The organism is Porphyrobacter sp. SLTP (genome assembly GCF_009905735.1).
In the GTDB taxonomy this organism is placed as follows: domain Bacteria; phylum Pseudomonadota; class Alphaproteobacteria; order Sphingomonadales; family Sphingomonadaceae; genus Erythrobacter.
The window spans coordinates 22,646-41,411 of sequence record NZ_JAAALE010000014.1 but is presented as its reverse complement, the minus strand read 5'-3'; the positions used below and the strand labels follow the sequence as shown (position 1 = coordinate 41,411).

The window sequence follows — 18,766 nt, the reverse complement described above, 5'->3', positions numbered from 1 at the left end:
CGGGAAGATTGGCTGATCCGCCGCGCCCTGTCCAGAGGTGCCTGGGCCGCACCCGCTAGGCACCTCAGAGCAGCAGCCGGTGGGACATCGAGGACAGAGCCGCCGTCCGGGTTGGCGGCGATCAGGCCCGCGCGCTCAGCATCGCCGCGAGGCGGTGGAAATCATGCCCGAAGCGCCAGTCGCGATAGGAGCCGAAGCGGCTCAGCCTGAAACGGTGTAGCGAGAGGCCCACGAACAGCAGCGCAACCTGACAAAAGCCGGGAACTGCCGCGAGCACAAGATGCGCCCCGGGCGAGACCTGATCGACGGAGCCTTTCACCAGATGCGAGCTGAAAGCCACGACCTGAAAGGCGGCGATCAGCAGGGGATAGGTCCGGTTGGCATTAAGCGCGACGAGGAAAATCCCAATCAACGCGGCCGCATCTGCGAGGCCGAAAAACAAGGAAAACGCGCCCAGATCATGGATGTCGTTGCTCAGCGTCTGGAACACCAGCGAAGGCGCAACGATGGTGCTACCAAAGACGATGGCCAAGCCACGTTCCGGGCCGCCGCCCCAGCGCCACATGGCAAACAGCAGGCTGACGAAGATGATGTTCTGGATATCGGCCAGATGCGCGTTGATGAAGTCCGAGATCATCGCCGCACCCCGTACCAGGCTGCGGCGATCACGGGCGGCGTGGTCACAAGTTTGCCCCGATTTCTGCCATGCGCGCCGAGCATATCAGCGCGCACGACCACAGGCGCGGTAGCAATCCGCGGTGGCTGCGGTCTGGACGGGCGCAGTCCAGTCCCGGGCCGAAAGGGCTGTGTTGTCTTCCACCACATCGCTCAGAACCACGGCGGCATTCACGCTCAGGATCACTGTGGCCAGAATACAGGCCGAAATGGACAGGATCGCTATGAGCCGGAAGGGCACGGCATGCTCCCCGTCGAGCAGCTTGGGAACGAGCTGCGGCTCGTCCGGCTCTGCCTGATGGTCCGATGACACGAATGGCCGTGCGTCGCCAAACAGGATGCTGCCGGTTTCATCCCGCGCCCAAGCCTCTCCCAGCAGGAAAGTCCGCGAGGGCTGGGCTGCGCTGCTGGCCGGCCCAACCGGCTGCGACAGGACCGGCGCCATGAAGGGCAGAGGATCACGCGACCCGGACGGGAGCAGCTCCACCCGGCTGTCGCGATGGACTGCGCGGTAATTCTCCACCAGATCGCCAAGGTTGCCAGCGTCGTAAAGGTCTTTGAGTGCGCGGATGTGCTGGTTGATGCGGGTTTCGGACACGCCGAGTTCCTGCGCGATCACCTTGATAGGCACGCGCCGGTCGATGCGTTCCATCACGGCCCGCTGCCTGTCAGTCAGCCGCCGTCCGGCTCCACACGTCATGTCGCTCTCCTTCGTCAGTCCGGTGCAGGTTACACCTAAACCAACCCAAAACGGATGGAATTTTTGCCGCTTTGGAAGAGAAGACCTTGCGGATCGCCTAACGCCGACCCGAAACCCAGTTGTCAGGCAGCCGAACTGTTGACGCCTTTCGACTGGAGATAGCGCTTGATGTTGCGCGCGGCCTGACGGAGCCGCTGCTCGTTCTCGACCATCGCGATCCGCACGTAACCCTCGCCGTTTTCGCCATAGCCAACGCCAGGGGCAACCGCGACCTGCGCTTCGGTCAGAAGCTGCTTGGAGAATTCGAGGCTGCCCATAGACTTCAGCGCCGGCGGCAGCGGGGCCCAGGCAAACATCGATGCGGGCGGCGCAGGAATATCCCACCCCGCACGGCCGAACGCCTCGACCATCACGTCGCGGCGCTTGTGATAGAGTTCGCGATTGGTATCGATGATATCCTGCGGCCCGTTCAAGGCCGCGCAGGCCGCCGCCTGAATCGGGGTGAAGGCGCCGTAATCGAGGTACGACTTCACCCGCGTCAGCGCCGCGATCAGCTGCCTGTTGCCGACCGCAAAGCCCATGCGCCAGCCTGCCATCGAATAGGTCTTCGACATCGAGGTGAACTCGATCGCGACATCCTTGGCGCCCGGCACCTGCATGATCGAAGGCGTGGGCTTGCCGTCGAAATAGAGCTCGGAATATGCCAGATCGGATACAACCCAGACCTGGTTCTCCTTCGCCCAGGCCACCAGCCGCTCGTAAAACGCCAGATCGACGATCTCCGAGGTGGGGTTCGAGGGATAGCTCACCACCAGCACTGACGGGCGCGGCACGGTGAAGTTCATCGCCCGTTCGAGCGATTCCCAGTAATGTTCGTCCGGCGTGGTCGGCACGGAGCGGATCGTGGCCCCGGCGATGATGAAGCCGAAGGTGTGGATCGGGTAAGACGGGTTCGGCGCCAGCACCACATCGCCCGGCGCGATGATCGCCGTGGCGAGGCTGGAGAGGCCCTCTTTCGAGCCCATCGTCACCACCACTTCGCTGTCGGGATCAAGCTCGACCCCGAACCGGCGCGCGTAATAGCCTGCCTGTGCGCGGCGCAGGCCTGGAATGCCCTTGGACTGGGAATAGCCATGCGCATCCGGCTTGGCTGCGACTTCGCACAGCTTGTCGATGACGTGCTGCGGCGGGGGCTGATCGGGGTTGCCCATGCCGAGGTCGATGATGTCCTGCCCTGCCAGCCGCGCGGCATGACGCATGGCGTTGACTTCCGCGATCACGTACGGAGGCATGCGCTTCATGCGGTAGAACTGGTCATTCATCGTCTGTCATCACCTTGTCTTGCGCGGGGTCTTCAGCGGCTCTGATCAGACCCCCGCGCCCTCTCCCTAGGCTAAACCCGCGGATCGTGGGAAGGCGTTTTCGCCAATTGCGGCTTGGCCGGATGGGCGACACTGGTATGACGGTGCGACAGACAAGGGACAATTTGACGCGATGGCACAGGATACCGACCTGATGGCGACGGCAGGCGAGGGGCTGAAAGGCTTCTTCGATATGCAAGGCGACGCCATGCGCGAGATGCTGGGCGCCAATGGGTTCGATTCGCTGCTCGGCGCTGGCATGAAGGGGGGCATGGACCCTGCCGAGCTGGCCGAATGGGCCTCCACCGCGACGCAGCTTCAGCAGCTGTGGTTCGATTTCGCGGCGCATCAGACACAGGCCGCCGCCGAGAAAGCCGTCAAAGGGAGCATGGGCGGCAGCAACATGCTGGACCCGGCGCAGTGGCTGGTGATGTCGCAGGCGATGCTCGGCCAGATGCCCAAGGGGATGTTCGAAGCCTCGGCCAAGCTGGCGCAGGATCAGATGCAGCTGTGGTCGGGCGTGATGCAGAGCTTTGCTGCGGGCGCGACTGGCGGGAAGATGGCTGAAACCCCCGAAGCGGCCGCTCTGCCCAAGAGCGACCGGCGCTTTGCCGATCCGGCGTGGCGCGAGCACCCCGCCTTTCTGCTCTTGCACCAAACCTATCTGATGCTGGCCGACTATTTCCGGCAGGCGGTGCAGGGCATGGACGGGCTCGACCGGGCCAAGCGCCAGCAGCTCGAATTCGCGGTCAGCGCGCTCGCCGAAGCGATGAGCCCGGACAATTTTCTCGCCCTCAATCCGGTGGTGATGAAGCGCACGATTGAAAGCCGCGGGGCAAACCTCGTGCGCGGGATGCAGCACCTCATCAACGACCTGAAGCGCGGGCAGTTGACCCATACAGATCCCAATGCGTTCCGGCTGGGTGAGAACCTCGCGGCAACCCCGGGCAAGGTCGTCCACGAAACGCCGATTTTCCAGCTGATCCAGTACAGTCCCACGACCGAGACCGTGCTCGAAGTGCCGCTGATCATCTTCCCGCCGTGGATCAATCGCTTCTACATCCTCGATCTCACGCCCAAGAAGAGCTTTATCAAGTGGGCGGTGGATCAGGGGATCACCGTGTTCGTGGTCAGCTGGAAATCGGCGGACGAAACGATGGGCGATGTGGTGTGGGACGATTACATCCGCGCCCAGATGGAAGCGATCGACCATGTCCGCGCGCGGCTCGATGTGCCGGCTGTCCACACCATCGGATACTGCGTCGCGGGGACGACACTGGCGGCAACGCTCGCGATCCTGTCGCGCCGCGGTGAGGCGGACAAGGTCAAGTCCGCCACCTTCTTCACCGCGCAGGTCGATTTCGAGAAGAGCGGCGATCTCAAGAATTTCATCGACGATGGCCAGCTCGAAATGATCGGGCAGCTGTCGCCGCATGGTTACCTCGACGGGCGCTATCTCGCTGCCGCGTTCAACGCGCTGCGGGGGCGTGACCTCATCTGGAACTATGTGGTCAACAACTACATGATGGGCGAGGATTACCCCGCCTTTGATCTGCTCCACTGGAACGGCGATGTCACCAATCTGCCCTCCAAATGGCACAACGCCTACCTGCGCGATCTCTACCGGGACAACAAGCTGGTGGTGCCGGACGCGTTGGGGGCGGATGGCACGCCGATCGATCTCACCAAGGTCGCCACCCCCAGCTTCGTGCAGGCAGGCCGCGAGGATCACATTGCGCCCGCCGAAAGCGTGTGGCGCATCACCAGGCATTTCACCGGGCCGATGGAGTTCCTGTTGGCAGGCTCCGGTCATATCGCGGGCGTGGTCAATCCGCCCGCCGCGGGCAAGTACCAGTACTGGGTCGGCGATAGCGCCGCGCCGTCGCTCAAGGCCTTTGTCGAGAGCGCAACCGAGCATCCGGGTAGCTGGTGGCCGCACTGGCTCGAATGGCTTCACCGCCAGTCCGACGCGCGTGTTCCTGCCAACGGCAAGCGTGTGCCCGGCGGCAAGGGCGATACCGTGATCGAGGACGCGCCGGGGCGCTATGTGAAGACGCGGTAGGCGAGGGCTTGCTCAGCAAGTCGACGTTGCCCCGGCAGCAAGTCTTTGAATCTGCAAACATTCCGACATTTTTGTGCACTGCACAAAAAGGCTTGACTTCGCATCTGCATTCACTATTTTGTGCAGTGCAACATGAAGCGAGGCTACCATGTCCGAAGTTGAAAACACTGCTGCCGAAGTAAAGGCTCCCGTCGCCAAGATCGACGCTGCCGCCGAGAAGGCTTACGCCGAAGCATCGGCCAAGTCCGTCGAAGCGCCCAAGGTTGAAGCCGCTCCGGTCGCCAAGAAGATTGCTGCGCCCAAGAAGGCCCCGGCTGCCAAGAAGGCAACCCCGGTCAAGAAGGCCGCTGCCAAGACCGTCAAGAAGACGGCCACCAAGACCCCGGTCAAGAAGCCGGTGCTGGCCAGGAAGGCTGCCGTCAAGACGAGCAAGCCCGCCGCGCCGAAGACCAATCCCGTCATCAAGCTCAAGGATACCATCATGGCCACTGCCAAGAACACCGATATCGCCGCGACCGCCAAGGACGTCATCGCCGACGTTCAGACCCGCGCCAAGACCGCCTACGCCCAGACCACCGTGCTGGCTTCGGAAGCCACCGAGTTCACCAAGGCGAACGTTGAAGCTGTCGTCGAAAGCGGCAAGATCTTCATCGCCGGTGCGCAGGAACTGCTCAAGGACAACGTCGAAACCGGCAAAACCGTGATCGAAACCGTCACCGAAGATGCCAAGAAGGTCGCCGCCGTCAAGTCGCCGACCGAACTGCTGCAGCTTCAGGGTGAAATCGCCCGTCGCAACTTCGACGCGCTGGTTTCCTACGGCTCGAAGCGCACCGAAGCCTGGGTGAAGCTCTACAACGAAGCTTTCGCCCCGATCTCGAACCGCGTCAGCGTCGCCGCGGAAAAGATCAAGAAGGCTGCGTAAGCCAAAAAGTTTCTGAGCCGGGCCTCTCTCCTCTCTCCCAACCCGGTTCACGAAAGAGCGCTGAAAAGCGCGGGCCGGCCAGACCAGCGTCTGGCCGGCCCTTTTAATTCCGTGCGGCTGCATGGCCGACCCCAAATGAATCCAACCAACCGCTTGCACACGCGCGTGCCTTTCCCATAATGGAGGCTCATGCCGAACCCGCCCTTCCTTCCCCTCGCCGCCATGGTCGAGCCGCACGCGCCGCTTGCCCTTCCCGTGCGCGCGAATGACGAGGATGGCGACAAGGACGGCGACGGCAAGGATCAGGTCGGCGTCGCCACCAAGACCCGCGCCAAGGCCAAGAAGCCGAGCCAGTACAAGGTGCTGATGCTCAACGACGATTATACCCCGATGGAATTCGTGGTGCTCGTGCTGAAGCGCTTCTTCGGGATGGATCTGGAACAGGCCACCCGCGTCATGCTGCACGTCCACCAGCGCGGCGTGGGCGTCTGCGGCATCTTCACCTACGAAGTGGCCGAAACCAAGGTCAATCAGGTGATGGACTTCGCCCGCCAGAACCAGCACCCGTTGCAATGCACGCTTGAGAAAGCCTGACCGGCCGGCCATGCGCCAGCCGCACCATCCCGATCCCGATCCGCCGCTGCCGGGGCAGGAAAGCGTGTGGGATTACCCCCGCCCCCCGATCTGTGAACCGACATCGCGGCATATTCGCATCGTTCATCGCGATGTGGTGATCGCCGACACGCGCGGGGCGTGGCGGACCCTCGAAACCTCGCACCCGCCGACCTACTATATCCCGCAATCCGACATTGCGATGACGCACCTGCGGCCCAACCCGGCCCGTTCGATCTGCGAATGGAAAGGGCAGGCGGTTTATTGGGATGTGGTGATCGGCACCGAAACCATCGCAGCCACGGCGTGGAGCTACCCCGCCCCCACGCCCGGCTTTGCCAACATCAAGGATCACATCGCCTTCTATGCGACGCCGTTCGATGCGGTGTTGATCGACGGCGAACAGATCACCCCGCAGCCCGGAGGCTTTTATGGCGGCTGGATCACCTCGCGCGAGGCGGGGCCGTTCAAAGGCATACCCGGCAGTCGCTTCTGGTAGAGCGGTTTGTTGGTAAATCTGGCGCTCATCCACCTTCTCCCAGAATTGGGGGCATGACGCGGGGGCGCGGCATCGCTATGGCGTGCACGCAAACGACGGAAAGCCGCTCTTGTTCAACATGATCCCCAGCATAGACCGCTATATCCTGCGGCTGGTCATCGTACCGATGCTGGGCGTGTTTGCGCTTGCCGCATCGCTGCTGACGCTCGACAAGATGCTGCGATTGTTCGATTTCGTCGCGGTCGAGGGCGGGCCGGTGGGCGTGGTGTTCAAGATGCTGGGCGCGCTGATCCCCGAATATGCGAGCCTTGCCATCCCCTTGGGCCTGCTGCTGGGCGTGTTGCTGGCGTTCCGCAAGCTGGCGACATCCTCCGAGCTTGATACGATGCGCGCGGTCGGGCTCTCCTATAACCGCCTGCTCCGGATGCCCTATCTCATCACGCTGGTGATGGTCGCGCTCAACATTGCGCTGGTGTTCTACATCCAGCCGATCAGCCGCTATTACTACGAGCAGATGGAGTACGAGCTGCGCTCCGGCGCGCTGGGGGCTTCGATCAAGGTGGGCGAGTTCACCACCATCGCCGACCGCATGGCGCTGCGGATCGAGGAGAGCGAGGATGATGGCCGCCGCTTGATCGGCATCTTTGCCCGCGTCGCCAATGCCAAGGGGCAAGTGCTGTCGATCTCCGCGCGCGAGGGGGCGTTCCTCTCCACCCGCGACAATCCCGATACGATCATCCTGCGCCTCACGGAAGGCACCATCATTCAGGACACCGGGATGCAGGGGCAGACCCCGCGCGTGCTGAGTTTCAGCCGCCATGATCTGCCGATCGATCTGCCTGCAATCGAGAAATTTCGCGCGCGCGGTGATGCGACGCGCGAATATATCCTGCCCGAACTGCTCAAGATGGGCTGGAGCCGCGACAGCGCGCCCGATCAGCGTGACGCCAGTGTCGCCAGCTTCAACTTCCGGCTGGTCGAGATCGTGATGATGTTCCTGATGCCGCTCCTGGCGGTGGCGCTGGCGATTCCGCCCAAGCGATCCACCAGCGCGCTGGGGGTGTTCGTGTCGATCGTGATGGTGGTCGCCTATCACAAGATCAACCAGTACGGCGAGGATGTCGCCTCGCTTGGCCGGCTCGATCCGATCCTCGCCTTCTGGGTGCCCTTCGTGCTGTTCGCGGGGCTCATCATCTGGATGTATTACCGCGTCGCCTATGTTCCCGGCGGACAGGCCATCGGCGCGCTGGAGATGGCCTTTGCCAAGCTGTCGAAGCGGGTGAGAAAGCTGTTCTCGCGCCGCCGTCCGCGTGCGGCGGGGTCTGCACCGCAAGCGGCTCCGGCAGAGTAGGCGCCGATGCAGCTCGACTTCTTCCCCTCGCGCACGCTGACGATCTATCTGGCGAAGATGTTCGTGGTGCGCATCCTGGCGGTGCTCGTCATGCTGGTGCTGGTGCTGCTGGCGCTCGACCTGCTGTCGGCGACCGGCAAGATCCTCGCCGCGCCGGGCAACGGACAGGCCGAAATCCTGCAATATGCGGGCCTGCGCCTGCCGCAGCTGGTGAGCCGCTTCCTGCCCTATTCGGTGCTGCTGGCGACCCTGATCACGCTGGTGACGCTGAACCAGAACAGCGAAGTGGTGGCGATGAAGGCGGCCGGGCTATCGGCGCATCAGGTGCTCTCGCCCCTGCTGCTCACCGCAGCCTTGGTGTCACTGGGGAGCTTCGCCTTCAACGAGCGGGTCGTCACCCGCGCCAATGCGACGCTGAAGGCGTGGGAAAGCGCCGAATACGGCCCGATCCCGCCCGCGCAGACCGGCGGGGTGCGATCCAGCGTCTATCTCATCGATGGCGACAATATCCTCACCGCTGCGACCCTGACAGGGACGGGAGAGAGCATCGTGCTGACCGGCGTGACGTGGTACGTCCGCGCGCCGGGCGGGATCATCCGCGAACAGATCCGCAGCGCCCGCGCGACCTATGCCAGCCCCGGCTGGCGGCTGGAAAACCCGGTGAAGTTCGACGTCGCCGGGGCGATTACCGAGCGTCCGGCCGCCGTCGTGGTGGGCCAGACCCTCACCCCTGACCGGATCATGCTGCAATCGATCGATCCCGACGCGCAGAGTTTCTGGGAGCTGTCGCACAGCATCGACACCTATGCCGCCGCGGGCCGCAACACTGACGAGATGCGCGCCAAGTGGTGGCATCGCCTCTCTGGCCCGCTGTCGGCGCTGTTGATGCCGCTATTGGGCTCGATTGCCGCCTTCGGGCTGGCACGATCAGGGCAATTGTTCGTCCGCGCGATCATCGGGATGGCGCTGGGGTTTGCCTATTTCGTGGTCGACAATGCCGCGCTGGCGATGGGCAGCTTCGGTGGCTACCCGCCGCTGCTCGCCGCCTGGGCGCCGTTCGTGCTGTTCCTGCTGCTGGGCGAGACGGTGCTGATCCGGACCGAAGAGTGAGGGGCCAGTGGTCGCTCCGGCTCGCGCGCGCGGGCGATGCCGAGGCGATGCCGGAGATCGAGCGCGCGGCGGCGGTCGTCTTTGCAGGGGAGCCGGGGATCGACCCCACTGTCACCCGCACATCGGCTGACTTTGCGCGCCTGATCCGCAAGGGCCACAGCCTTGTCGCCCATGTCGGGGAGGCGATGGCGGGCTTCTTGGTGGCCGAGCCCTTCAGCCGCGAACTCCACATCTGGGAAATGGACGTTGCCCCGGCGTACCAGCGGCGCGGCATCGGGGCCGGGCTGGTGCGCGCTGCGATGATCGACGCGCGCAACACCGGGTTCAAAGCGCTGACCCTGACCACGTTCCGCGATCTGGCATGGAACGGCCCGTTCTACGCGCGCCTCGGCTTCGAGGAGCTGACCGCCATCGATGCCCACCCGCGCCTCGCCGGGGAACTCGCGAACGAGGTGGACGACGGCCTGCCCGCCGACCGCCGCTGCGCGATGATCTGTTTTCTGGATTGATTGCCTCACTCGTCCCTCCCCGTTCGGAACGAATGGGGAGGTGGCCGCGCGTCAGCGCGGTCGGAGGGGTAAGCCAACACGGCCAAACCCCTCCGTCAGCCGACCGCGGCGTCTGCCACCTCCCCATCCCTTCGGGACGGGGAGGGATTCATTCAGGAACGCGTTCCCATCGTGCTCTTGGCGATCCGCGCCACCAGCACGGCCATCCCGGGATGGTTGGCACCTTCATAGGTCGAACCCGTCCCCAATTCGCGCGCGAGCCGGCGGTGTGCTTCGGGCAGGTCGTGATACGGCATCGAGGGCATCAGGTGATGCAGCGCGTGATAGCGCAGGCCCACCGGCGCCCAGATCTCGGCGGCCAGCCCCGGCGGAGGCACATTGACGCTATCGAGAAACTGCGCGGTCACTGTCATCGCCTCGCCCTCGTTCTCCCACAGATGGGCGACGAGCGTGCGCAACTGGTTGAGCACGGCAGCGAGCGACAGGATCACCAGCGCTGTCGCGAGCGGCTGCCAGCCGAACACGAACACCGAAGCGATCAGCGCCACAGCCCACAGGCTCGCACCCGCTTCCTGCCAGCGCACCCGGCCCACAAAATCGCCCTCGGGCGCCTTGCGGCGGAACTCAGGGTTGATCGAGAGCGACGAGAACCGCTCCCACGTGAACGTGCGCAGCGGCGGGACGATCAGGCCCAGCGGATAGAGCACCCCGAAACGCACGATCAGCGCCACCGGCAACAGCATCGCCACAAGCACGAACAGCGGCAGGCTCCACGGCTTCATCAGCGCGAGCGGCAGGTATTCGGGGTCTTCCACCGTGCCATATTGCGTGCGCTTGTGGTGGATGGTGTGGACGCCTTCATACATGAAGCTCGGCGTCAGCATCGGAATGCCGACGAGGAGGTTCCACCCCGTGCGAAACCCGGGGAGCGCATCGCGGTGGATGTGCGTCAGCTCGTGAATGAACATCAGCGCGCGGTAGAGCGCCAGTGCGGCCACCAGACCGGCGGCAATCTTCACGCCGAGACTGCCCGACACAATCGCCACTGCAATCCCGGCATAGCCCACGCCCGCCGAGACCAGCATATCGGTCCAGTAAATCGCCGGCTTCGCCTCACCCAACCCCTTGGTCAGGTCGCGCGCGGCGCGCAGCATCGCCTTGTCATCCTCGACCATGAACTGGGCTCTGGTCGCCTTTGCGGTGGCCTTCGCGGGCTGGGGGTGGATGGTCTGGTGCATGGTCATTTTCGGCAAATCCTGAGGCTCGCCCTACCCCAATTCGGGGGCCGAGCCAAACGCGGGTTGTTGGTGACAGTGATCGATAGCCTTGCGTGAATGGCCCGGGCGCGACACAGACACCTTGATTGAAAGCAAATACGAGGATGGTTGCGTGACGGATGTGGCGGCCAAGACGGCAGAGATAGAGATCGTGCCGGTCAGCGACAAGCGCGGGCGGGCGGCTTTCGTTGATCTCGGCCGTGCTTTTTCGGATCGGCTGGAGCATTTCGTCCCGCAGATCCGCTCCGAACAGATCGAACTGGTCGATCCGGCCAAGAACCCGTTCTTTGGCCATGCGCGGGTGCAATTGTTTATCGCGCACCGCCGCGGAAAGCCCGTGGGGCGGATCGCGGCGCATATCGACGAACTCGCGCTCGCCATGCCGGCCGAGCAGGGGTTTGGCCCCGGCACCGGCTTCTTCGGCTATTTTGATGCCGAGGACGAGGATGTTGCCCGCGCGCTGCTGACCACTGCCGAGGCATGGCTGGCGGAGCGGGGGATGACCCGCGTGCTCGGCCCGATCTCGCTGTCGATCTGGGAGGAGCCGGGCCTGCTGGTCAGCGGTCAGGATCACGCCCCGATGCTACTGATGGGCCACCACCCGGCGCATTATGCCGGCTGGATCGAGGCGGCGGGCTTCACCCGCGCCAAAACGCTCTACACCTATGATCTGGACATCACCCGCGGCTTCGGCCCGCTGGTGGACCGGCTCGTCCAGGCCGGCCAGCGCAACCCGCGGATCAATCTGCGCCGGGTCGACAAGAGCCGCTGGGACGAAGAGGTCGCGACCATTCTGGCGATCCTCAACGATGCCTGGTCGGACAACTGGGGCTTTGTCCCCTTCACCCCGGCCGAAGTTGCCTATGCCGGCAAGAAGCTGCGCGCGATCATCCATGAGGAATTGAACGTGATCGTCGAGGTCGACGGGCGGCCAGTCGCCTTCATGCTGACCTTCCCCGATGTGAACGACGCGCTGGCGAAGATCAAAGGCAAGCTGTTCCCGTTCGGCTGGATCCACATGCTGCGCTGGTTGCGCCACCCGCGCGGGGCCGGGATGCGGGTGCCGCTGATGGGGGTGCTGAAGGAGTTGCACAACACCCGCATGGCCGGGCAGCTCGCCTTCATGATGATCGAGACGATCCGCCTGGAAGCGATCGGCAAGTTCGAATCGACCCGCGGCGAGCTGGGCTGGGTGCTGGAAGACAATCAGGGGATGCTGGCGATCGCCGACACGATCAAGAGCAAGGTCAACCGCGAATATGTGATCTACGAGCGGAAGTTGGGATAGGCCTTGTCAAAGTCCTTGTTGAGAGAGGTCAGTATGAGAGGGGGCGCCATAGCAGCAGTGCTGGCACTTTCGGGTTGCTCAAACGAGCCTGCTGGTTCGGACGGCCTCGAAATTCCAGGGTTCGACCAGCTCGTGAGCCAAGTAGAGCAAGGAACGGTGGGTCGATCATCTGACCATTGGATCGAAATGAAGAATTCAGCGGACGAGTGGGAGCGCGTAGGGCTAATTTTCGGCTATGCCGACGATTATGACGAATGCCTCAAGGCAATCGCTGGTCTCAAGCGAGTCAACTATGCGCGCGAGTACCGCTGCGTCCCAGCCAATTGAACAGATCCTAGGTCTTTGCCGCTCAGAAAAAAGGCCTCCGTTGCAGAACAACGGAGGCCTTTCGGGATCGTATCACCAGCCGCTTGGACGGGAGGGGGGTCTCGGCGGTGACAATGGGATAATGATCGTCCAGAAATCCGGTTCCCGGACCTGCCAAAATTTTTTTGCCGTAACGGAAAACCGGCACAAATTGCGATATTCCAGAGGCTTGCCGGATAACCGCGACGGCGCTGCGGGGAACCGCTATGGGCCTTGATCGATTGCTCCAACACATCCAAGCGAAAGGTGCCTCATGTCTCTCGGAAGCCAGATCGCGGCCAACTTGCCCTTCCTGCGCCGCTATGCCCGCGCGCTGACGGGATCGCAGGCGAGCGGGGATGCCTTCGTGCGCGAGATGCTCGAAGCCGTGCTTGCTGACGAGGCGCTGATGGCGAGCCTCGCAGGCGGGCGCGTGCCGCTCTACCGCGCGTTCAGCAAGGTCTGGGCTAGCGCCTCGGGCCCGGAAGCGACCGGCACGGCGGCCAGCGAGCACGAGGCCGGGGCGCAGGCGCGGCTGGGCGTGATCACCCCGCCCGCGCGTCAGGCGCTGCTGCTGACCACGCTGGAGGATTTCACCACGGCCGAAGCCGCCGCAATCCTCGACCGCTCGCCCGAAGAAGTGGCGGAGATGGTCGCGCAGGCCATTGCCGATATTGAACGCGAACAGACCACCTCGGTCCTCATCATCGAGGATGAGCCGCTGATCGCGATGCAGCTGGAAGACCTCGTGACCAGTCTGGGCCACACCGTCAGCGGCACCGCCGCGACGCGCACGCAGGCCCGCGCCGCGGTGGGCGAGGCGATGCCGGGGCTGGTGCTGGCCGATATCCAGCTGGCCGATGGCTCGTCGGGTCTGGATGCGGTGGACGATATCCTTTCGGCGGGGTCGATGCCGGTGATCTTCATCACTGCCTATCCCGAACGCCTGCTGACCGGCGACCGGCCCGAGCCGACCTATCTGGTCACCAAGCCGTTCCAGGAAGCCACCGTGCGCGCGGCGATCAGTCAGGCGCTGTTCTTCGGAAGCACGCGGCCTTTGTGATCTTGCGATCGCGCTGACGCGCGATGCAGACCTCCCGCCGTTCCCCGTCCTTCTCGCGAATGCGGAAGTCGGCGGGACGGCGCACAGGCACACGCAGCACGCAGCGCACGCCGGTGGGGGCAAAGTCGAGCGTCACCGGCTGGCGCAATTCGTGGGCGACAACCTTTTCGATCAGCTCGGTGCCGAACCCGCGGCGGCGCTCGGTTGCGACGGGTGGCCCGCCGGTTTCCTGCCACTCGACCTCGGCCCAGCCGGCTTCCCCGCTCTGATCTTCCCCGCGGTGCCAACGGATCGTCACCTGTCCGCCGGGCACGCTGAGCGCGCCATACTTCGCCGCATTGGTCGCCAGTTCGTGCACCGCAAGGCCGAAGGACAGCGCATCATTCGGCGCCAGCTCCAGCTCCGGCCCTTCGAGCAGGATCGTATCGTCGAGCGCGCTGCGGAAGTGCTGCAATTCCGCCTCGATCACCGCGCGGATCGGGGTGGTGCCCCAGTCCGTCACAGTAAGCAGGTCATGCGTGGCCGACAGCGCGCGGATGCGGCCTTCGAGGCTGTCGGCGAAATCATCCAGCCCGCTCGCGCGCCTGCGGGTCAGCGACAGGATCGAGAGCACATTGGCCAGCGTGTTCTTGACCCGGTGATTGAGTTCGCGGGTCAGCGAATTCCTGATCGAATGCTGTTCTTCAAAGAACGCCAGCCGCGCCTGATCCTCGAACGCTTGCTGTGTCAGCAACCGCGCGAGCAGCATCAACAGGCTCGCCAGCGCCAACCCGAAGATCAGCGTCACCATCGACAGGGGCGAGAGCACCTGCGCATTGCCGCTTTCGATCACCAGCATCAGCTTGCGGTCGGCGATGGTGACTTCCTGTTCGACCGTTTCCTTGGCCGCATCGCTGATCGACTGGGCGACCAGCAGGTGCCCGGTGCTGACTTCGCCATCATAAAGCCGCACCCCGAAGCGGCCCTGCCCCTGCCGGTCAATCGCGGCATCGAGAAATTCGCGCGCGCGGAAGGGGGTGTAGACGAAGCCCGCCAGCCCGCGCTCACCCGGACGGCTCATGCGGAACACCGGCATGTAGATCGCAAAGGCTGGCGCGGTGCCGCTGGTCTCCTGCACCAGCACGATCCGGCCCGATGCGGCGGGCCGCAGGGTCAGCTCGGCCTCGGCCATGGCGGCGGCACGGGCGGGGTCGGAATACATGTCATAGCCCAGCGCGCGGCGGTTGTGCGGCGCGGCAGGCGCAAACATCGCCACCGGCGCCACCCGCCCGGTGCGGCTGGTGGGAGCGGGGAAGATATCGGGATAGGCCGGCTGGCTGGCGCGGGTCTGAGCGAGGAACGCGGGCAGGTCGCGCGCTTCAAGCACCGGGATCCAGCCGATGCCTTCGGCCCCCGAATATTCGGTGTTAAGCTTCAGCGCGCGCACGAAATTGTCGAAGGTTTCGGGGCTGACGTCCTCAAGGCTGGAAAACAGCGCGGCGCCTGCCCTGAGATAGGACGTAAACCCGCTCCCGCTGCGGTCGAGCGCGGCAGCCACGCCTTGGGCATATTCGCGCATCAGCGCACGTTCGCGGGCGCGCGCGTTGCTCTCGATCGCGAAGACGCTGAGGGCGGTGATCGCGGCGAGCGCGAGGAAAATCACCAAGGGGATCGCGCGCGGATAGAGCACCAGCCAGCGCCGCGCCCGGCCCGACGAAGTCGGCGGCGGCGGGACGGCGGAAACAAGTTCCGGGCTGAGATCGAGCGGGTCGATGGCGTACAATCCTGTCCGAGCAGCGGCGCAAAGCGGGACGCTGAGGTCGCAGCCGGAACCAAACTGGTAGCGCATCGTTCCCGAATCGTCCAAACTCGCAAGCGTGCCGAGGCGGCGGCCATCGTGGTATGGTCGGCCAACAGGGCGGCGAAATCGGTTCCGCAGTGGGGCCGGGACTACGGGATCAGGGACACACCACAGCATCATGGCCTCGAATTTCAATCAGGGTGGCGGCAATGGCAGGGGCGACGACGGCGCCCAGCAGCGCCCGCCCGAATGGGCCGACGGGCTGAAGCAGCTGTATGATTCGGTGGTCGAAGAGGCTTTGCCCGACAGTTTCAAGGATCTGCTCGACCGGCTCGACGCATTGGACCCGGCCCGTGGGAAGGGTGCAGCGCGCGATGGCCGGGACACCAGCCAATGAGCGATGGGCCAGCGAACGACGAACGCCAGCCGGGCGGCAGCCTTTCGGCCATCGACAAGGCCAGTTTCAAGCGTGAGCTGACAGACGTTGTCCCCCACCTGCGCGCCTTTGCGCGGGGCCTGTGCGGTCGGCCTGACCTCGCGGATGATCTGGTGCAGGAAACGCTGTTGAAGGCATGGGCGGCGCAGGACCGGTTCGAACCCGGCACCTCGATGCGCGCATGGACTTTCGTGATCCTGCGCAACGCCTACCTCACCGACATGCGCCGCAACCGCTTCCGCGGCGAGTATGACGAAGGCGTGGCCGAACGTATCCTGACCGCGCCTGCGGGGCAGGAAGAACCGATCCACCTCTCCGACCTCCACCGCGCGTTGCTGACGCTCCCGGCGGAGCGGCGCGAGGCGCTATTGCTCGTCGGCGCAGGCGGGTTTTCTTACGAGGAAGCGGCGCAAATCTGCGGCTGCGCGGTTGGTACGATCAAGAGCCGCGTCGGCCGTGCCCGCGCCGCGCTCACCGAAATGCTGGCGAATGGTAGCATCCCGCGCCGGGCCAGCGATGACGCGGTGGCGCACAGCGCGATCCTTGAAGAGTTGGACGAAGTCGCGGCGGGCAACGGGGTGAGTTCGCGGCCCTGATCCCCTCAGCCGTCATCCCAGCGAAAGCTGGGACCTAGAGCGGCGAGCACTGCACAATGATGCCCTTGGCCCCAGCTTTCGCTGGGGTGACGAATTATAGAAAAAGGCCCGAGGCGTTTCCACCCCGGGCCTTCCTTCATTCCAAAACCTGAGAAAATCAGGCGTAAGTCCACACCGTGCCGCGCGCGAGGTTTTCGCTGGCGAAGGCCCAGTTGAGCTTGTTCTCGACCACAGCGTCCAGATAGGCCGGGCGCTTGTTCTGGTGATCGAGGTAATAGGCATGCTCCCACACATCGAGCACCAGCAGCGGGTTGAAGTCGCTGTCAGCCAGCGTATCGGCATCGTGGGTTTCCTCGATGCTGAGCTTGCCGTCCTTTTCCGCCAGCCACACCCAGCCCGACGCGAAGTGGCCAACGCCGCGATCCTTGAGCTTCTGCTTCAACTCGTCGACCGAGCCGAACGCCGCTTCGATCCCGGCAACCAGTTCGGCCGAAGGTTCGGTCGTGGCCGGCGCCATCGAGTGCCAGTAGAACGCGTGGTTCCAGGTCTGGGCCGAGTTGTTGAACAGGCCCTTGTCGCTCCCGCGCGATGCGGCGACGATTTCTTCGAGCGACTTGTCGGCGTGCGCAGTGCCTTCGATCGCGGCGTTCATCTTGTCGACATAGGTCTGGTGATGCTTGCCGTGGTGGAACGAAAGCGTCTCGGCCGAAATCGCCGGGTCGAGCGCGTCAGCGGGATAGGGCAGCGGGGAAAGTGCGAAAGCCATGGGTGTCCTCCAGAAGGCCGGGTTGAAATCAGTCTGTATCGGTAACGCAGATGTGGGCGAAGGGTTGCAGCTTCAAGTCGCCGCTGCCTCCTTTGGCGTCTCGGACGAGGCAGCAGCGCGGTCAACTGCGCTTGTGACAGCAACATTCATGGTGACGTTGCCCAGGGTGCGCATCAGATCGGGCAGCATCTCGACCGCCACCAGCAGCGCGAGCGGCTCGACCGGCACGCCCATTGCCAGCGCAATCGGGCCGATCGAGACGACGAAGCTGATTGATCCGGGCAGGCTGACAGCGGACAGGCTGATGACGCTGGCAATCAGGATGCCCGCCACGGCCACGGTCGGCGAAACCTCCACACCCGCCAGCGCGGCGATGTAATAGACCACGGCGAGGTTCATCGCGGCACTGGTGGCGCGGAAGATCACGACGGCGAGCGGCAGGACGAATTCAGCGGTCGAGGCGCGAAGGCTCAGCCGTCCGGCCGAATCGAGCATGGCCGGCAGGCTGGCGAGCGAGCTTTGGGTCGAAAGCGCCACGGCCTGCGCTGGCAGCACGGCGGTAGCAAAGCGCGCGCCCGTGCGCCCCAGCCCGATGGCGATGCCATAGGCGAGCGCCAGAATGAAGGTTCCCATCGCGGTAACGGTCAGCACATAATGCCCCAGTGCTGCGAACGCCCCGCCCCCGCTCTGCACGCCGACACCGTATGCCAGCGCGAACACACCGATGGGCGCGATTCCCAGCACCCAGCCGATGATCAGCAGCATGACATTGCCGAGCGCGTGGAAGAACCCCAGCAGCCGCTCGCCCTGATCTTCGGGCAGGCGGGTGATGGCGACCGCGAACATCACGAAGAACAGCGTCAGCGGCAGCATCGCGGTCTCGGCCGCGGCGGCGATGATGTTGGGCGAGACGAGCGAGGCCATGAAGTCGAGCACGCCGGGGACTTCGCCCACGCTCTCCGGCGTTTTGGCAAGAAACGCGCCCGCGCCTTCAGGCACCGGGAAGGCGCGCAGCAGCGCCGGCATGGCGATCGAGGTGAAGGCCCCGCCCGCCAGCTGCACCGCGACCATGATCGCCAGCATCCGCCGGGCCACCGTGCCGACCCGCGCGGCCATGATCATCTGCACCAGCCCCAGCACCAGCAGCGCCGCGACCAGCGGGATGATCGTCATCTGCAAGGCGCGCAGCCACAGCCCGCCGATCAGCGCGGCGATATCGGTCAGCGCGTTCGGCGCGCCCATGGCTCCCCCGGCGATCCCCGCCAGCAGGCCGCCCACCAGTGCGGCAAAGGTCAAGGCCACCGGCAAGCGGATCGAAACCAGCGCGAATTTCCCCTGCGCGCCTGAACCGGGCGCCGCGTTTTCACTTTCGAGCAATGCCATATCCCTTAAACGAGCGCCCCGCCCTTCCCTT

At 64.5% G+C, this 18,766-nt stretch carries 19 protein-coding genes; 12 read left to right on the top strand and 7 right to left on the bottom strand.

The window, feature by feature from the left end; translation table 11 throughout:
• Positions 1–121: 121 nt before the first annotated feature.
• The 3 genes from GVM20_RS12320 to GVM20_RS12310 form a co-directional block, all read right to left on the bottom strand.
• Positions 122–637 (bottom strand): hypothetical protein, encoded by a 516-nt coding sequence (locus GVM20_RS12320; protein ID WP_166547492.1) that lies wholly within the window; start codon positions 635–637, stop codon positions 122–124.
• A gap of 84 nt (positions 638–721) precedes the next feature.
• Positions 722–1,375, bottom strand: coding sequence for a helix-turn-helix domain-containing protein (locus GVM20_RS12315; protein ID WP_199799587.1), 654 nt, complete (start codon positions 1,373–1,375; stop codon positions 722–724).
• 122 nt (positions 1,376–1,497) lie between these two features.
• Positions 1,498–2,697, bottom strand: a complete 1,200-nt coding sequence (locus GVM20_RS12310; protein ID WP_166547491.1) for an LL-diaminopimelate aminotransferase — start codon at positions 2,695–2,697, stop codon at positions 1,498–1,500.
• A gap of 172 nt (positions 2,698–2,869) precedes the next feature.
• On the opposite strand from GVM20_RS12310, the gene GVM20_RS12305 reads away from it, so the two are divergent.
• The 7 genes from GVM20_RS12305 (at position 2,870) to GVM20_RS12275 (ending at position 9,801) form a co-directional block, all read left to right on the top strand.
• On the top strand, positions 2,870–4,798 hold the full coding sequence (locus GVM20_RS12305) for a PHA/PHB synthase family protein (protein ID WP_166547490.1): 1,929 nt from the start codon (positions 2,870–2,872) through the stop codon (positions 4,796–4,798).
• Between the two features lie 148 nt (positions 4,799–4,946).
• Entirely contained in the window at positions 4,947–5,720 is a 774-nt protein-coding gene (locus GVM20_RS12300) for a phasin family protein (protein ID WP_166547489.1), read from the top strand.
• 222 nt (positions 5,721–5,942) lie between these two features.
• The gene (clpS, locus tag GVM20_RS12295; protein ID WP_199799593.1) at positions 5,943–6,314 is read left to right on the top strand and encodes an ATP-dependent Clp protease adapter ClpS; all 372 of its coding nucleotides are present in this window, start codon (positions 5,943–5,945) and stop codon (positions 6,312–6,314) included.
• A gap of 10 nt (positions 6,315–6,324) precedes the next feature.
• The gene (locus GVM20_RS12290) at positions 6,325–6,831 is read left to right on the top strand and encodes a DUF427 domain-containing protein (protein ID WP_166547488.1); all 507 of its coding nucleotides are present in this window, start codon (positions 6,325–6,327) and stop codon (positions 6,829–6,831) included.
• Between the two features lie 118 nt (positions 6,832–6,949).
• Positions 6,950–8,182, top strand: a complete 1,233-nt coding sequence (locus tag GVM20_RS12285; protein WP_166547487.1) for an LptF/LptG family permease — start codon at positions 6,950–6,952, stop codon at positions 8,180–8,182.
• A gap of 6 nt (positions 8,183–8,188) precedes the next feature.
• Entirely contained in the window at positions 8,189–9,292 is a 1,104-nt protein-coding gene (gene lptG, locus GVM20_RS12280) for an LPS export ABC transporter permease LptG (RefSeq protein ID WP_166547486.1), read from the top strand.
• A complete protein-coding gene (locus tag GVM20_RS12275) occupies positions 9,289–9,801 on the top strand; it encodes a GNAT family N-acetyltransferase (RefSeq protein WP_353653153.1) in 513 nt (170 codons plus the stop codon). Before lptG ends, GVM20_RS12275 begins: the two co-directional genes overlap by 4 nt.
• A 152-nt stretch (positions 9,802–9,953) precedes the next feature.
• Here the strand turns inward: GVM20_RS12275 and GVM20_RS12270 are convergent, their stop codons facing one another.
• On the bottom strand, positions 9,954–11,045 hold the full coding sequence (locus GVM20_RS12270) for a fatty acid desaturase family protein (protein WP_166547485.1): 1,092 nt from the start codon (positions 11,043–11,045) through the stop codon (positions 9,954–9,956).
• A 115-nt stretch (positions 11,046–11,160) separates the two neighbouring features.
• Here GVM20_RS12270 and GVM20_RS12265 point away from each other — a divergent pair, with 115 nt between their 5' ends.
• The 3 genes from GVM20_RS12265 to GVM20_RS12255 all read left to right on the top strand — a co-directional run bounded on the left by GVM20_RS12265 (position 11,161) and on the right by GVM20_RS12255 (position 13,774).
• Complete coding sequence (locus GVM20_RS12265) at positions 11,161–12,366, top strand: N-acetyltransferase (RefSeq protein ID WP_166547484.1); 1,206 nt, start codon at positions 11,161–11,163, stop codon at positions 12,364–12,366.
• 33 nt (positions 12,367–12,399) lie between these two features.
• The gene (locus GVM20_RS12260) at positions 12,400–12,693 is read left to right on the top strand and encodes a hypothetical protein (protein WP_166547483.1); all 294 of its coding nucleotides are present in this window, start codon (positions 12,400–12,402) and stop codon (positions 12,691–12,693) included.
• 292 nt (positions 12,694–12,985) lie between these two features.
• Positions 12,986–13,774: a response regulator gene (locus tag GVM20_RS12255; protein ID WP_166547482.1), complete on the top strand. Its 789-nt coding sequence runs from the start codon at positions 12,986–12,988 to the stop codon at positions 13,772–13,774.
• On the opposite strand, the gene GVM20_RS12250 is transcribed toward GVM20_RS12255, so the two are convergent.
• Positions 13,734–15,602, bottom strand: a complete 1,869-nt coding sequence (locus GVM20_RS12250) for a CHASE domain-containing protein (RefSeq protein WP_166547481.1) — start codon at positions 15,600–15,602, stop codon at positions 13,734–13,736. The genes GVM20_RS12255 and GVM20_RS12250 overlap by 41 nt on opposite strands.
• A gap of 130 nt (positions 15,603–15,732) precedes the next feature.
• Between GVM20_RS12250 and GVM20_RS12245 the strand changes: the two genes are divergently transcribed.
• Both GVM20_RS12245 and GVM20_RS12240 read left to right on the top strand, forming a co-directional pair.
• Positions 15,733–15,951, top strand: coding sequence for a NepR family anti-sigma factor (locus GVM20_RS12245; protein WP_166547480.1), 219 nt, complete (start codon positions 15,733–15,735; stop codon positions 15,949–15,951).
• Positions 15,948–16,586 (top strand): sigma-70 family RNA polymerase sigma factor, encoded by a 639-nt coding sequence (locus GVM20_RS12240; RefSeq protein WP_166547479.1) that lies wholly within the window; start codon positions 15,948–15,950, stop codon positions 16,584–16,586. Before GVM20_RS12245 ends, GVM20_RS12240 begins: the two co-directional genes overlap by 4 nt.
• 157 nt (positions 16,587–16,743) lie before the next feature.
• Here GVM20_RS12240 and GVM20_RS12235 read toward each other — a convergent pair whose 3' ends face one another.
• Positions 16,744–17,352 (bottom strand): superoxide dismutase, encoded by a 609-nt coding sequence (locus GVM20_RS12235; protein WP_166547478.1) that lies wholly within the window; start codon positions 17,350–17,352, stop codon positions 16,744–16,746.
• 72 nt (positions 17,353–17,424) lie between these two features.
• On the bottom strand, positions 17,425–18,735 hold the full coding sequence (locus tag GVM20_RS12230; RefSeq protein ID WP_166547477.1) for a dicarboxylate/amino acid:cation symporter: 1,311 nt from the start codon (positions 18,733–18,735) through the stop codon (positions 17,425–17,427).
• Positions 18,736–18,766: the final 31 nt, after the last annotated feature.